General features: G+C 38.6%; 9 protein-coding genes. 7 read left to right on the top strand and 2 right to left on the bottom strand.

Annotation, left to right across the window (positions count from 1 at the left end):
• Positions 1–18 precede the first annotated feature (18 nt).
• Together AC6CHH_RS09140 and AC6CHH_RS09135 are read left to right on the top strand one after the other, a co-directional pair.
• The gene (locus tag AC6CHH_RS09140) at positions 19–441 is read left to right on the top strand and encodes a hypothetical protein (RefSeq protein ID WP_498282030.1); all 423 of its coding nucleotides are present in this window, start codon (positions 19–21) and stop codon (positions 439–441) included.
• Between the two features lie 170 nt (positions 442–611).
• Entirely contained in the window at positions 612–1148 is a 537-nt protein-coding gene (locus tag AC6CHH_RS09135; protein WP_498282028.1) for a hypothetical protein, read from the top strand.
• A gap of 436 nt (positions 1149–1584) precedes the next feature.
• Here AC6CHH_RS09135 and AC6CHH_RS09130 read toward each other — a convergent pair whose 3' ends face one another.
• Positions 1585–1878 (bottom strand): hypothetical protein, encoded by a 294-nt coding sequence (locus AC6CHH_RS09130; RefSeq protein WP_498282026.1) that lies wholly within the window; start codon positions 1876–1878, stop codon positions 1585–1587.
• Positions 1879–2103: 225 nt separating this feature from the next.
• Here AC6CHH_RS09130 and AC6CHH_RS09125 point away from each other — a divergent pair, with 225 nt between their 5' ends.
• The 5 genes from AC6CHH_RS09125 (at position 2104) to AC6CHH_RS09105 (ending at position 12167) form a co-directional block, all read left to right on the top strand.
• The gene (locus AC6CHH_RS09125; RefSeq protein WP_498282024.1) at positions 2104–2640 is read left to right on the top strand and encodes a hypothetical protein; all 537 of its coding nucleotides are present in this window, start codon (positions 2104–2106) and stop codon (positions 2638–2640) included.
• Between the two features lie 767 nt (positions 2641–3407).
• Complete coding sequence (locus AC6CHH_RS09120; RefSeq protein WP_498282022.1) at positions 3408–7319, top strand: response regulator; 3912 nt, start codon at positions 3408–3410, stop codon at positions 7317–7319.
• 1 nt (position 7320) lies between these two features.
• The gene (locus AC6CHH_RS09115; RefSeq protein WP_498282020.1) at positions 7321–7677 is read left to right on the top strand and encodes a response regulator transcription factor; all 357 of its coding nucleotides are present in this window, start codon (positions 7321–7323) and stop codon (positions 7675–7677) included.
• 72 nt (positions 7678–7749) lie between these two features.
• Positions 7750–8754: a HEAT repeat domain-containing protein gene (locus tag AC6CHH_RS09110; RefSeq protein ID WP_498282018.1), complete on the top strand. Its 1005-nt coding sequence runs from the start codon at positions 7750–7752 to the stop codon at positions 8752–8754.
• The gene (locus AC6CHH_RS09105) at positions 8748–12167 is read left to right on the top strand and encodes a sulfatase-like hydrolase/transferase (protein ID WP_498282016.1); all 3420 of its coding nucleotides are present in this window, start codon (positions 8748–8750) and stop codon (positions 12165–12167) included. Before AC6CHH_RS09110 ends, AC6CHH_RS09105 begins: the two co-directional genes overlap by 7 nt.
• On the opposite strand, the gene AC6CHH_RS09100 is transcribed toward AC6CHH_RS09105, so the two are convergent.
• On the bottom strand, positions 12164–13405 hold the full coding sequence (locus AC6CHH_RS09100; RefSeq protein ID WP_498282014.1) for a YaiO family outer membrane beta-barrel protein: 1242 nt from the start codon (positions 13403–13405) through the stop codon (positions 12164–12166). The two genes, AC6CHH_RS09105 and AC6CHH_RS09100, sit on opposite strands and share 4 nt — an antisense overlap.
• Between the last annotated feature and the right edge of the window lie 211 nt (positions 13406–13616).

Genomic DNA, 13616 nt, shown 5'->3' with positions numbered 1-13616 from the left:
CTTCCAAGCCTAGCATTAATGGACATCGAACCCATAGGAAATATCAATATGAGCTTTACCTCTCCCACTGAGGCTGGTAAACCAATTTCTGCTCCCGCTATCAATTCTTCCAAATGGCTAAATTATACCTCGGCTATTGCTGTCGGAGGAAATAGCCGAATCATATCGGCATCGATCAACCAAACAATTCCAGGAGTCGATATAAAGATCTTAACAGGTAATGCCACATTAACAGGCGGAGGAGCCCTAGGAATTCCTAGTGGTCAGGTAATTCTGGGGACGACTCCAACGATAATTATCAATGGAATTGGTGGTGCATTCACTGGAAGTGGCGTCAGTAGTGGTCACCAACTTAGCTTGACTTTAACAACTAATAATTATTCAGATTTATCAACCTCGATAAACACCATCATTGTAATCAGTTATACTATTAGTGAATAAAAAATGCGCAGAACACCTATATATATAAGATTTTTCAGATCAACCGATAGATTTCTTGATGACATCGGTTTCTTACGCAAGAATCAGAAAGAATTCTTTAACCAAAGAAGGAATAATGACTCCATTCCTCCCACTCAAGAAGATGAAATGGGTTTCTTTGAGTCAATTTTATGAAAAAGACTTTAATGAATGGTTCTTATTTCGAAAGAACAACCATACGTAGAATATTTGCTCTCCTATTCGTTATCCTTATTGGAGGAGCTGCGCATGGACAAAGGACCTTGAGTGTACTTGGTTCCACCTGGAATGTGAATCCTATTCAACTTACCGAGGCCGGATCGAACTATCTTGGCATCTATGAAAGTCCTGTCGATCAAATTCTACTCACCGTGCAAGTGCCACTATTATTAGCAAGCGGTAAAGTTTCAGTACGATATGAAGCAAATCCAGACTGGCACAATTCTTTTAATTTGTCCATTAGAAGAACGGGCAATGGTTCAACAGTCTGTGTACTATGCGCTATAAATGGTGGCACCACTTATCAACCTATCACAACCTTTGACACAGAATTATTCACTATTCAAGCTGTATTAGCGCTCGCCAGGTACAATAATATTCCCGTCCAATTACGTTTGGGGGGAGTATCTGTGACCGTCCCTGCAGCAAGTTATCAGTCCAGAGTTGTTTTCACAATAGGCCCAATTTAATATATTAATCCTAAGCGTTGACTTTTGATTTAGTAGGAGCATATAGATTGTAAACGAGTTCAATAATCCTATTAAATAATATATTTCATTTCTGAAACCAAAAACTCATGACTATCCCTGGAGAGGGTAATGAATCTGCGCTTGCTTTCAATCGCTAATCCCTAAGCAGGCAAACAATAAGAGAGCATTGGTATAATGGTTCGGAATTTTCGTCCAAAACGGTACAATGCGCGGTAAATTTTGCTTTCTGACCAAAGACCTAAACTCTACCAAGAGTTCAATATTATTCTCGTAAAGTACATTAACGACTCTTAACAATCAATGATCTATCGCATCTCCATCATCTACCTGCTTTTGTTCACAGCTAATAAGCGACAAGATACATGCTAAGGATAGCAAGATTTTATCCTTAGCATGTTTTTTTATTAGATTTCAGTTAGTGGACGTGAGTTTCTCCGTCCTCGTGCTTGTGTTCTTTACTTTCTAACGAATTAGCGGCGTCACCTTTTGCTGAAGAATCCTGCTTTACAGAGAATTCCTCTTGACTGGTAGAATCAGCATGCTCAGCTCCCTCATGTGTGGTACCATCTGCGTGAGTATGAACCTCTCCTTTGCTATGGTCGTGAGAACCATCTGTATGATCGTGTCCATGATCATCTTTAGTAGTCGCATTATTACATGCAGTAAATAGAACACCCGAAATTGCTAGGGCATAGAATAACTTTTTCATTGCAATAAAAGTTTAAAGTTTAACGAAAAATTAATAACAAATGTAGATATAAATTGCAGATTTTCCAGAGGGATTATTAAATACAGGCTATATCAAACTAAAAAAGTATACTAAGAAAATTATTCCCGTTAAACTTTCCTTAAGACAGCCGGTCCTAACAATAGATGTTCATATTTGAACTGGTATAATTTTAGAGTAGGGTTTTGGATCTATAGAATGATTGACATGAAAAAGTTACTATTAATTATTGTTACCGGTCTTACCGTACTTTCGGCCGGGATTATTGAGGCCAAGGCGCAACGAGGCCATGACGACAAATATTGGGAACACCGCAAGGAGGCTGATAAGAAACGTCGCGAATACATTCGTGAAAGGGAAAAGAAATCAGATGAATATTACCGTGAGAGGAATAAAAAAGAATCAGAGTATTATCGTGAATCCGTAAAAAGACGTAAAGAATATATCAAAGAGCGTCGCAAACACGGCATCCCTTCTTGGGCGCGTGCACATCGCTACGATTCGCGTCATCATGTTTATTTCAAAGATTATAATACTTTTTATGATCCTTACCGGGATGGATATGTATATCGGGAAAGAGGAAATTGGCTGTTCTCGGTTGAGATTCCATCATTCATGATCAATGTTGACTTGGGTAGAGCAAATATACGAGTAATTAACGATGTCCCTATCACCAGACATCCTGAAGATTTCTATGAAGACTATGATGATGATGAAGACTATGACGATGACTATGATGACTAAAATCAATAAAAGTGGCAATTTTACTTTTCCAAGAAATATTGAATAATTCAGATTTGTGATTATAATGAGTTCGATAGCGCGTCATCTCTTTAAAGTTTGAACAAAACCTATGGGGAAATGTCAATCATCGAGCTCATTTTTTTGTTTTTAATATTGGTTCCTTAAAAACTCCAGGTTGTTCTAAGAGGCCCGTCCTACCTCTTAATCTGTAGGCTTGATTCAGAGCGAAACCTTCGCTCAGCGTATATATTGAGATTTTTTTTCATCCAGAATATTGTTCACGGCTATTTCATAGTCAAACTTTTTTCTTCCCTTGAGCCGGATAGAACTATTCAGGTTACCGTTGAAAAATTATCCGTTGCATTTCTAATTTTAATAAAGTTTCCTGATGCAGTGAAAAAGCATTTCGATTTGTAGGACTAACATTTACTCCTTTTGATTTGACCTCATTTTTAGCTAGGTCTGAGAGACGTATCTGCGAGAGCATTTGCAGCAAGCGATCAAGGAGACATTATCTCACAATAGCGCTGTTATTCGATAGATTCAAAGCCCTCCGGCAACTTAAATCAGTTGATATTTTTTTAAAAAATCCAGTAAGGTGGTAAACGGTCTACTAATACGAATTATATCAACTTTTTCATTTTAGGATTGTTAATGCTCTAGAGAATCTTGCAAAAACCTCTATTATTCTTGTTATAAGACTTGATGAAAGTTTTTTATTAACTTCACAGACAATACTAAATCACACTTTAATGTAGTCCTAATTTATGGAAAACTACCCACTTCCAAGTTCTGAGTTGGAACGTATTAAGAAGCTTAAATCATATGAACTCCTGGGAATAGGGAAAGATCCTGAGCTTGACGTGTTTGCGCAAGCAGCTTGTTTGATTACAGACAGCCCTGCTTCGCTCATAGCCATGATGGAGGAAGATACACAGCGGATACAAAGTTGCGTAGGTCTTGATCTGGACACCGTCGAGCGTAGGAATACGGTATGTCAATATACCATTTTGAGTAAAGAAGTACTGGTCATTGAAGACACCTTTGAGGATGATCGTTCCTCTTCCAACCCTTTAATCAGGGAGGGTAATATCCGTTTCTATGCGGGTGCTCCATTAATTGACGATGAAGGCTATATCTTGGGTACGATTTGCGTGATTGATTTTCATCCAAAATCCTTGTCGCAAAAACAAATAGATTCCCTCGAACAGCTCGCCAGAGCGGTTACCAAGATTTTATTAGGAAAAAAAAGGAAAATTCAAGCTGGATATTTTTCCGAAATATTTCATATTACGAACAATATGATTTGCGTATTGGACGAGCAGTTTCAAATTAAAGATGTAAATCCAGCTTTCACTGAAGTATTAAAGGTGTCTCGCACCTCGATAGTTCAAACCCCATTTATTAATCTGCTAAAAAATTCGGATTCAAGCTTGCAGGAAACTTTGGAGGGATTAGCCAATACCGAATATGAGGCGCAGTTGACAACCTATACGGAGCTGGAGGAAGGTGCCACCATTATTGAATGGCATTTTAAATATGACCCCCTCACAAAGGAAATATTTGCCTTTGGAAGAAATATTACGAAGGAAATCCAAGAAAAGGAAAAGTTGGCTAATTCGGAAAGGCGCTTCAGAAACTTCTTTGAAAATGCAATCGGCTTAATGAGTATGCATGATCTCCAGGGAAATATTCTTTCTGTCAATGAAAAAGGACGAGAGCTTTTAAAGTACAGTCGCCGGGAGGTTAAGAACCTCAACTTGCGTAATCTCGTGCCTGAACATCATATACAATTGGTGGATGATTATCTACAACGAATAGCTGAACGAGGGGAAGACTCTGGAATGATGGTTCTAAAAACTAAGGACGGTGAATCCATTTACTGGTTGTACCATAACATGCTGGAGACGGATGTGGATGGAGAAAAATATGTCGTAGGTACCTCCCTCAATATGACCGATCGTATACGTCTGGAGAATGATTTGCTGCACACGAAGCAAATTCTTGAACAAACAAATGCCGTCGCCCAAGTTGGTGGTTGGGAATTGAACCTGGAAGAAGATAAAGTTTATTGGTCTGATTCGACCAAATTAATTCATGGCGTTGATAAAGATTTTCAACCAAATTTCGAAACAGCAATTAGTTTTTACGAGGAAGACAGTAAAGTAAAACTAAAGAAAATCGTAGAAGGAGCCATCAAAAAAGGAAAACCTTATTATACGGAATTGAGACTCAAAAAATGGAATGGTGAGACTATTTGGGTACGGGTTAAAGGTATTCCAGAAATGGAGAATGGGAGGTGTAAGCGGATTTTTGGCATTATACAGGATATTGACCATAGTAAGACCCTGTATTTGGAATTGGCAAAAAAAGAGGCGATGCTGCAAGCTTTCGTCGACTATGTACCGGCATCTGTCGCGATGTTGGATCGAGATTTTAATTACGTCTCAATCAGCAACCAGTGGCTCGATGATTTTCATAAAGGAGGAACACATGAAGACCTTCTTCATAAAAATCTATTTGAAATCTTTCCTGATATCCCCACCGAACGAAAAAAAATCTATGAAGACGCTTTATCCGGAAAATCTTACAAAAATGTAGACGAGGTAATTCAGGCGGGAGGTGTGGCTGATGCTCAACATTTTAATTGGGAGGTCCGACCATGGCATTTGGCCCAAGGCAATATTGGAGGGATTATCATCTTTACACAAAATATAACCGATTCTGTACGAGGAAATGAAGAACTAAAGAAAGCAAAGGAACTAGCCGATATGGCGAGTAAGGCGAAATCCGAATTTTTGGCGAATATGAGTCATGAAATCCGAACGCCATTGAATGGCGTGATAGGCTTTTCAGATCTATTGCTGAAAACACCGCTGAATGACACTCAAAAACAGTACCTGAACTACATTAACGAATCTGGAAGCAGCCTGTTGAATATCATCAATGATATCTTAGATTTTTCTAAAATAGAGTCCGGTAAACTGGAGTTATATATTGATAAATTTGGCGTTTATGATTTGGCGAATCAAGTTACAAATGTCGTATTGTACCAGGCACAACGAAAAGATATTGAACTTTTATTAAATATTCAACAGGACTTGCCTTCCTTTATCTGGATTGACGAAGCCCGGATCAAACAAGTATTGATCAATCTATTAGGAAACGCTGTCAAATTTACCGAGCAAGGTGAGATTGAATTGAAAATAGAACGGCTAAGTAGCTCAACAGCTGATCTTATGCGCTTACGTTTTTCTGTAAGGGACACCGGTATAGGCATTCCAATAGACAAACAGCAGCGTATTTTTGATGCATTTACGCAAGAAGATAGCTCTGTCAGCAAGCGGTATGGGGGTACGGGATTGGGATTGACCATTTCAAATAACTTACTCAAATACATGGGTAGCGAGTTGAGGCTAAAAAGTGAAATAGGTGTTGGTTCGACCTTCTTTTTCGATTTAGAGGTTCCTTTTGAGCTAGGAGACGAGCAAGAAATTGAAGAACTTCCACTTCGTAGAGTATTGATTGTTGATGATAATGCTAATAATCGGATGATTCTTCAACATATGTTAGCATTCAAACAGGTGGACTCCGTTTTGGCTGAGAATGGAATGGAGGCTTTGCAGCTCATAATGCGAGGAGAACGTTTTGATATGATATTGATGGACTACCACATGCCTATCCTTTCGGGCCTTGAAACCATTAAAAAGATCAAAGAAATGTTCCAAAAGCAAGATCAAGAGACGCCTTTAATCGTTTTGCACACGTCATCCGAAGAACACGAAGTGATTTCAGCATTTAGACAAGAAGAACATTCTTTTTGCTTACTTAAACCTATTAAATCTGAGGAATTATACCACACAATACGTAGGGCAGTCGAATATTACAAGACAGGCAATGATAGGACCTCGGTAAACAGTACATCAGGTAACGACCTTGTTTACAGGCAGCAATTTCGTGTTTTACTCGCTGATGACAACCCGGTTAACATGGTATTAAATTCACGAATAATGGCCTCAATTATGCCAAATGCCGAACTTATCGAAGTGAAAGATGGAGCTGAGGCGATTGTAGCCTGTAAGGAACAGATTTTTGACATCATTCTCATGGATGTACAAATGCCGCAAGTGGATGGGATCGAAGCAACAAAACAAATCCGGGAAATAAAGGGATATAAGGAGATCCCCATCATTGGTGTAACCGCGGGGAATGTATCCGGAGAAAAAGAAAAATGTTTGGCTGCGGGAATGTCAGATTTTTTACCAAAACCCATTCGTCAGCATGATTTAGAATCAGTCTTGCAAAAATTTATACAACAAGAGGTTCCAATAGAAGAAGATATTCTTGAACTAAAAGATCATTTGGATTTAGATGTTCTCAATGAACAAACGGGAGATGACCCTAGTTTTGTGCGTTTTTTTCTTGAGCTTGTCATGCAGGAGATCAAACAAGCAAGAGATAATTTAAACAAGGCAAAACTTGCGGCAAATACAGCCCAAATGAAGCAGATTCTTCACAAAATGCGGGGAACGGCATCAACAGCTGGATTAGTAAAGCTTTCCAAGATAGCTTCCGATTTAGAAAACAATATTAATCCGAAATCTTTAGACACAACCTTGATTGAGGAAGAAGTAGAGTTAGGTCTAAAACTAATTACAAAACTTTTAAACGAGCGATAACATGGTGATTTTAATAGCAGAAGACGATGAATTAATCCTTAGAACCATTGAACACAAATTGATTAAGGAAGGACATGAAGTCATTTTGACTAGAAACGGTAAAGATGCAATTGACACTATTCGGGAACTAGAAGTAGATTTAGTGATTACCGATATAATGATGCCTTTTGCCTCTGGAATTGAAATTTTGTCAGCCATAAAGGGTTTCGGAAAAAAATTACCGGTGATCGTTCTTTCCAGCATGGGACAAGAGGAGGTTGTGGTCGATGCGTTCGATTTAGGGGCCTCTGATTTTATGGTTAAACCCTTCAGTCCAAATGAGTTACTTTTGCGAATCAGACGATTGATAAACAAATAAGGTCAGTTTATGTTACAAAGGATTACTATTCATGAGCTTATAATTGCGATTATTATTGTGTTGATTTTAGTCTTGCTATTAGCCATTCTAGTCTTGTTCTATAGCTTTCACAGGCATAAAATTTTACATGACCGGCAACTATGGACACAAATGATTGAACATAAAGTCGCCGAGGCTATTGTAGAGGGGAATGCTGTTGACCAACCAGATACTATATTTGCAAAATTCTTGCAAAAACCATCGTTCCGTCGTGTCTTTTTAAGTGTGCTTGTAGCATCAGAGCAAAAATTTTCTGGCGCAGCACATAACGAGGTGACCCAGTTATTTCATATCTACAATTTACAGGATGAAGCTTGGAAAAAAATACGGCAAAAAAAACCTTATCTAGTTGCTGGGGGTATTCAAGAGCTTACAGCTATGGGAATGGACCAAGCTGTCCCAGAAATCGTGACTTTACTGAATCATACAGATAAACAAATTTATCAAGAAGCTCAATACGCTTTGGTTCGATTTAAGGGATACGAAGGCCTTGATTTTTTAGACACGGTCGATCATTTCTTATCTGACTGGCAGCAACTACGCCTGTTACAGTCAATTAAAGAAATTCCCCAGACACATGCTAAGCGAGTTACTGATTGGTTGTTGAGTAAGAACACATCGGTCGTGGTGTTTGCATTGCGACTTACGCGTAAGTACCGCCTTTTACCTGTTTACGATGACGTTCTCATGCTATTAAATCATTCAGAGATCAGCATCCGCGTACAGGCTGTCCTTACGCTGCAGGCCTTGGAAAAAGCAGAGACTGTGGGTCAATTGATGAACACTTTTCCCCAACAATCAGAAGAAGTGCAACTTGAAATTATACGGGCATTAAAAGTATCAAAAAGCAAGCAATCCATACCCTTTTTACAACAGCAACTTGAAGAAAGTCCTTCTGTAGCCTTAAAAATTTTGTCTGCCGAGGCTTTGGTGTTATTGGGACAACAACAATATTTACGCGAACGTATCGCAAATAAAGATACAACCATAAAATTGATAAAAATTATTAAACACTCTTTACAGGAAAAGACATGCTAGAATTTGCCCATCTTGTATATGAAATTGTGATTTGGCTGTTTCTTTTATACTCAACAGCAATCTTTATCATTTATATCTGGATAGCCCTTTATGCGTATGGTGCGGTATCACGTTACAAGCATGATAATACATTTACTGATTACACGATAATAGCGACCAATCCAAATGCTCCTTCATTCAGCCTGATTGCCCCAGCTTATAATGAAGGTATGACAATTGTCGACAACGTTCGGTCTCTTTTGTCTATCTATTACCACAATCTAGAAATCATTATTGTTAACGATGGCAGCCGTGATGATTCCATGCAGCGTCTGATAAATGCATATGCTTTGGAACCTGTTACGTTTTATGTCCAGGGCGAGTTGGAAACAAAAGATATTCGCCAGGTATATAAAAGTAAAAATCCAGCTTTTAAAAAATTAGTTGTCGTAGATAAAGAAAATGGAGGGAAGGCCGATGCACTAAATGTTGGAGTGAATATTTCATCAGGTGATTTTATCGTGTGTATTGATGTGGACTGTATCCTTGAGCAGGATGCCCTGTTAAAATTAGCCAAGCCATTTCTGGAACAAACAGCTAAAAGAGTCATCGCATGCGGCGGAGTTATTCGACTGGCCAACAACTGTAAGATTGAAAATGGAAAGGTAGTCAGTGTTAATCTTCCAAAATCGTGGTTAGGACGCATGCAGTCCTTAGAATACATTCGTGCTTTTGTACTGGGAAGAATGGCCTGGTCTAGAGCATCTGGATTGATCTTAATTTCTGGGGCATTTGGTGCATTTGATAAAAAAATTGTTCTAGCTTGTGGGGGGTACGATAAAAATACCGTAGGGGAAGATATGGAACTTGTGGTCCGAATGCGCCGATATATGGAAGAGCTAGGAGAAGCCTATGAAGTTGTCAATATTCCAGATCCCCTGTGTTGGACAGAGGTACCTGAATCAAAAGCAGTATTGAAGACACAACGAAACCGTTGGATGCGTGGAACAATGGAGACACTTTGGAAACACAGGAAGCTAATGTTCAATCCTAAGTATGGTAAGTTAGGTTTGATTAGCATTCCTTACTGGTTTTTCTTTGAGTTCTTGGGACCCCTAATCGAATTCTCTGGTTACATTGTCTTCTTAACTTTTCTCCTATTTGGAATTATCAACTGGCCTTTCTTTTTAGCGCTATTTGCTTTGGTGATTTCTTCTGGTATTCTGTATTCTATTTATGCTATTTTAGTCGATTTGGTAAATCATCAGGTATACAGTAAAAAGCAAGATTTGTCCAAACTTGTCGCTACTGCGATTTTAGAACCTTTTTATTTCCATCCTATTGTGGTTAGGGCTAGCATCCGGGGCATTGTAGATTATTTTCGAAAAAAACATGGATGGGGAGAGATGACCCGCCAAGGATTTCAACAGTCAACCAATCAAGAATCGTATGGGCGAAGAATACTCATTCAGTTGCAGAGTTCTCTCCAATATTTAGGTAGTATTTCCCTAGTTTTTTTAGCCCTTTTCATCCTGGCAGTAGGTGCCGAATGTTGGTGGTATGAGCGCCGGTTTATTCAACTTACAGATGCACATATAATAGGACCATTGGTTCTCGACAATCTTCATTTTGCTTTTCAATTGATAGGCGGAACTAGTGTGCTGTTTTTGATTCTACAGTTCATCACTCAGGCATGGAGCAAACTACTCCTAAAGATTTGGTTCACATTTGTAGTATTATCACAATTTGTTCTATTTCTCTATTTTGCAGAAACGCGTAATATACTTGGCGCAGATGTCTTCTATTATACTATGGAAGAGATCCAGCAGATATTGAAAGCTAGCGGAATGTTGAATTTAACCAATCTAGCATTTCTTTTACTCCTCTTAGTGGTGATTAGCCTACCTTTTTGGCTGACCGGAAGACGGCCATTTATCCATACCTATATAGGAGCAATTGTTGCCTTGGTTGGGATAATTTCTTGTTTTATTTCCTTCATTACATTTCTCCCCGAGGGAAAAGATGAATTTGTACGTGAATCGCAGCGCAGTAAATGGCGATATTTTTTCGACTCAAACATTACTAATTATGTTCAGGATAACCCTGCCATGTTGACTTGGCTAGAGAACAAGCAGCCCAATACAGATGAGGGTGACCAGGAATATCCTTTTATGCGAACCGAGAATACTAAAGATATCCTTGGCTCATATATGCAATCCTCAGAAAAAATCCCCAATCTAGTCATTATTATTGTGGAGGGATTAGGCCATGCATACAGTTCGCCTGACGGATATATTGGCAATTTTACACCTTTTATTGATTCAATATCACGAGAGTCACTTTATTGGAAAAATAACATTAGCTCCTCAGGGAGGACCTTTTCGGTCTTGCCAACAGTATTGGGTTCTTTACCGTTTGGTAGTCATGGCTTTCTGGAGCAGAAAATTCTCACGCCGCATTTTAACTTATTTAATATACTTCAGAAAAATAATTTTTCCACTGGTCTTTTCTATGGAGGGGATGCCAATTTCGATTTCATGAAGAAGTATGCGGACTATAGTGTAGTGGATACGTTAATTGATCAAGGATCCTTTGCTCCTCCTTACAAGAAGCTTCCCGAAGAAAATGGAGAAAGTTGGGGATACGAAGATCAAGCTGTTTTGAATAAGTTATTAGAGGTGCAAAATGGCAATAAACAACCTTATTTTCATGTGTTGATGACACTCTCCACCCACAATCCGTTTCTAATTAATAATAGTTCTTATTACGAGAAACGCTTTGATCAAAGGCTCTTGAGATTGGATCTGACAAAGGAACAGAGAAATTGGGCCATTCAAAATCGTAAACAGCTGGTAACTGTTCTAAATCTAGATGATGCTTTACAAAAATTTTTCGAGGAATATAAACAACGAGAGGAGTATAAAAACACCATATTTTTGATAACGGGGGATCACAGCATGCCTGAAATCCCCTTGCAAAATAAGATTGATCGGTACCACGTGCCTCTCATCCTCTATTCGCCTCTTTTAAAACAAACACGTACCTTTTCTCATCCTGTGAGTCATTTCGATGTCGCTCCAACCCTATTGGCCTATTATCGCGAGAATTTCAACATTAGGACTCCCAAAACCATCGCTTGGATTGGAAGAGGTTTAGGAGAGGGTATTTCTACAAAAAGCAATGGAGTACCCATAATGCAAAGTAAAAACCAGTTGGATGATTTTGTTTACGGGACTTATCACCTTTCCCACGGCCAACTCTACAAGCTTGATCCGCATTTGAACGAAGAACCTGTTACTGACGCCTCTACTTACGACATTATTACTCATCGTTTTGAGGCCTTTAAACGCAAGAACAAGCTTTTTGAGCAAAAAAAGAGGCTTCTTCCGGATAGCGTCCTAACTAATTATTTCAACCTTACATTAAAGCCTTAAAATGTTTTGGTATAGCCCAAGACAAGGTCCAATTGATTACCTTTCTGGTTCGGTCTAAACTCTTGGTTATAATATGTAGAGGAAAGTGAGAACAAATTGGTCTTGTTGATGGAAAAGTTATATTCCGCACCGACTTTGAATGTTTTAAGTTTATAAGGTGCATTATCCAGTAAGTTATTACGATTTTCCTCTGGGCTTAATCCGCTTCCTATGAGTAAGCCTATATAATCATTAGCCCCTTTTGTGTAATAACGTACGGTACCAGTGTAAGATTGAGAAATATTTTCCTGGCCAGGGGTCAAATATGTTCGGAAGTTGAACCAGAAATTCTGAACGTATTTACCTACCGATGCGGTATACATCCATATATTATTGCTAAAATAAATTTGTCTATACCCTATTTCTCCCTCAAAGCTATTTGGTAAATTAGCATACAGAGAAACTCCAGTGCGGTACTTTGGGAATATGCCTACATTATCCGAATACCCGGCTCCGATATATAGATAGAACATTTTAGAAAGCCTTGGGTAGGCTTCAAGTTCTAGCTGCAGTCCATTGTCTGCAAATTTATTCGCGTAATTCGCACGAAGGATGATAGGCCCAATAGATGTCATGCGGCGATAGTTAACCCCTACAATATGCCAATTATCCTCAAATTGTTTATCAAAGTACGCAAAGTTATAAGTAAGTCCAATAGCATTCTTTGCAGAATATTCTTGAATATTTTTGGATAGAGCTCGTGCTTCGGTGTGCCTAGGATTCAACTTGAGCAGCTGAGTGATAGATTTATCGGCTTCCTTAAAATTGTTATTGCTGTAATTTACTTTGGTCCTTAGCAATAAGAGGTCCTGTGAGCTGGGATGCAAAGTCAGCCCGCTATCGATCAAGGCAATCGCTTTGGATGGTTGATCGTTCCAATATTCGAGTGAGGCATAAGCCAAAAAGAAATCCTCAGAATTTACCTGTCTTAGTTGCAAACCTTCAAATACCATCCTGGCGGAATCTGCTTGTTTGGACCACGTAAACAAACGACCTAAAAACACGCTGAGATCAGTATAATCAGGGGCCTTTGCCAACGCTTCTTTGCTTAATTTAATCGCCTGCGAATAATCATTTTGTTCGAAAGCCAAATGACGTGCCCGAAGAAAAAGCTCATCAGCAGTAAGGTCCTTTTCTTGACCAAGGGTTACCAAAGGGAATATAAACAGGCAAAGCAAAAAAAAGAAAAGTTTATTCATGCTAGATAGAACGTTAAGTCGAGTTTGTATTACTAGTTTGTATGACTATGTAAAGAAACTAAAATTAATGAAATATGTTTGTATTCAAATGAGTTTCGATCAGTTATTCGTTTATTTTAGTTGACACAAAAATTCTCAGGATGGAATATTAAAATATTTTTTTATCTGATTAATCGAACTCAATTCAGAGTGCTAAATTTAGTCAACAACA

The organism is Sphingobacterium sp. GQ94, from assembly GCF_059758715.1.
The sequence above is the reverse complement of the archived record's forward strand: the minus strand, read 5'-3'. Positions and strand labels throughout refer to the sequence as shown.

Bases quoted from the DNA above. Each gene is read 5' to 3' on its own strand.
- AC6CHH_RS09140 (WP_498282030.1), top strand. From the start codon at position 19: ATGGACATCGAACCCATAGGAAATATCAATATGAGCTTTACCTCTCCC.
- AC6CHH_RS09135 (WP_498282028.1), top strand. From the start codon at position 612: ATGAAAAAGACTTTAATGAATGGTTCTTATTTCGAAAGAACAACCATA.
- AC6CHH_RS09130 (WP_498282026.1), bottom strand. From the start codon at position 1,878: ATGAAAAAGTTATTCTATGCCCTAGCAATTTCGGGTGTTCTATTTACT.
- AC6CHH_RS09125 (WP_498282024.1), top strand. From the start codon at position 2,104: ATGAAAAAGTTACTATTAATTATTGTTACCGGTCTTACCGTACTTTCG.
- AC6CHH_RS09120 (WP_498282022.1), top strand. From the start codon at position 3,408: ATGGAAAACTACCCACTTCCAAGTTCTGAGTTGGAACGTATTAAGAAG.
- AC6CHH_RS09115 (WP_498282020.1), top strand. From the start codon at position 7,321: ATGGTGATTTTAATAGCAGAAGACGATGAATTAATCCTTAGAACCATT.
- AC6CHH_RS09105 (WP_498282016.1), top strand. From the start codon at position 8,748: ATGCTAGAATTTGCCCATCTTGTATATGAAATTGTGATTTGGCTGTTT.
- AC6CHH_RS09100 (WP_498282014.1), bottom strand. From the start codon at position 13,405: ATGAATAAACTTTTCTTTTTTTTGCTTTGCCTGTTTATATTCCCTTTG.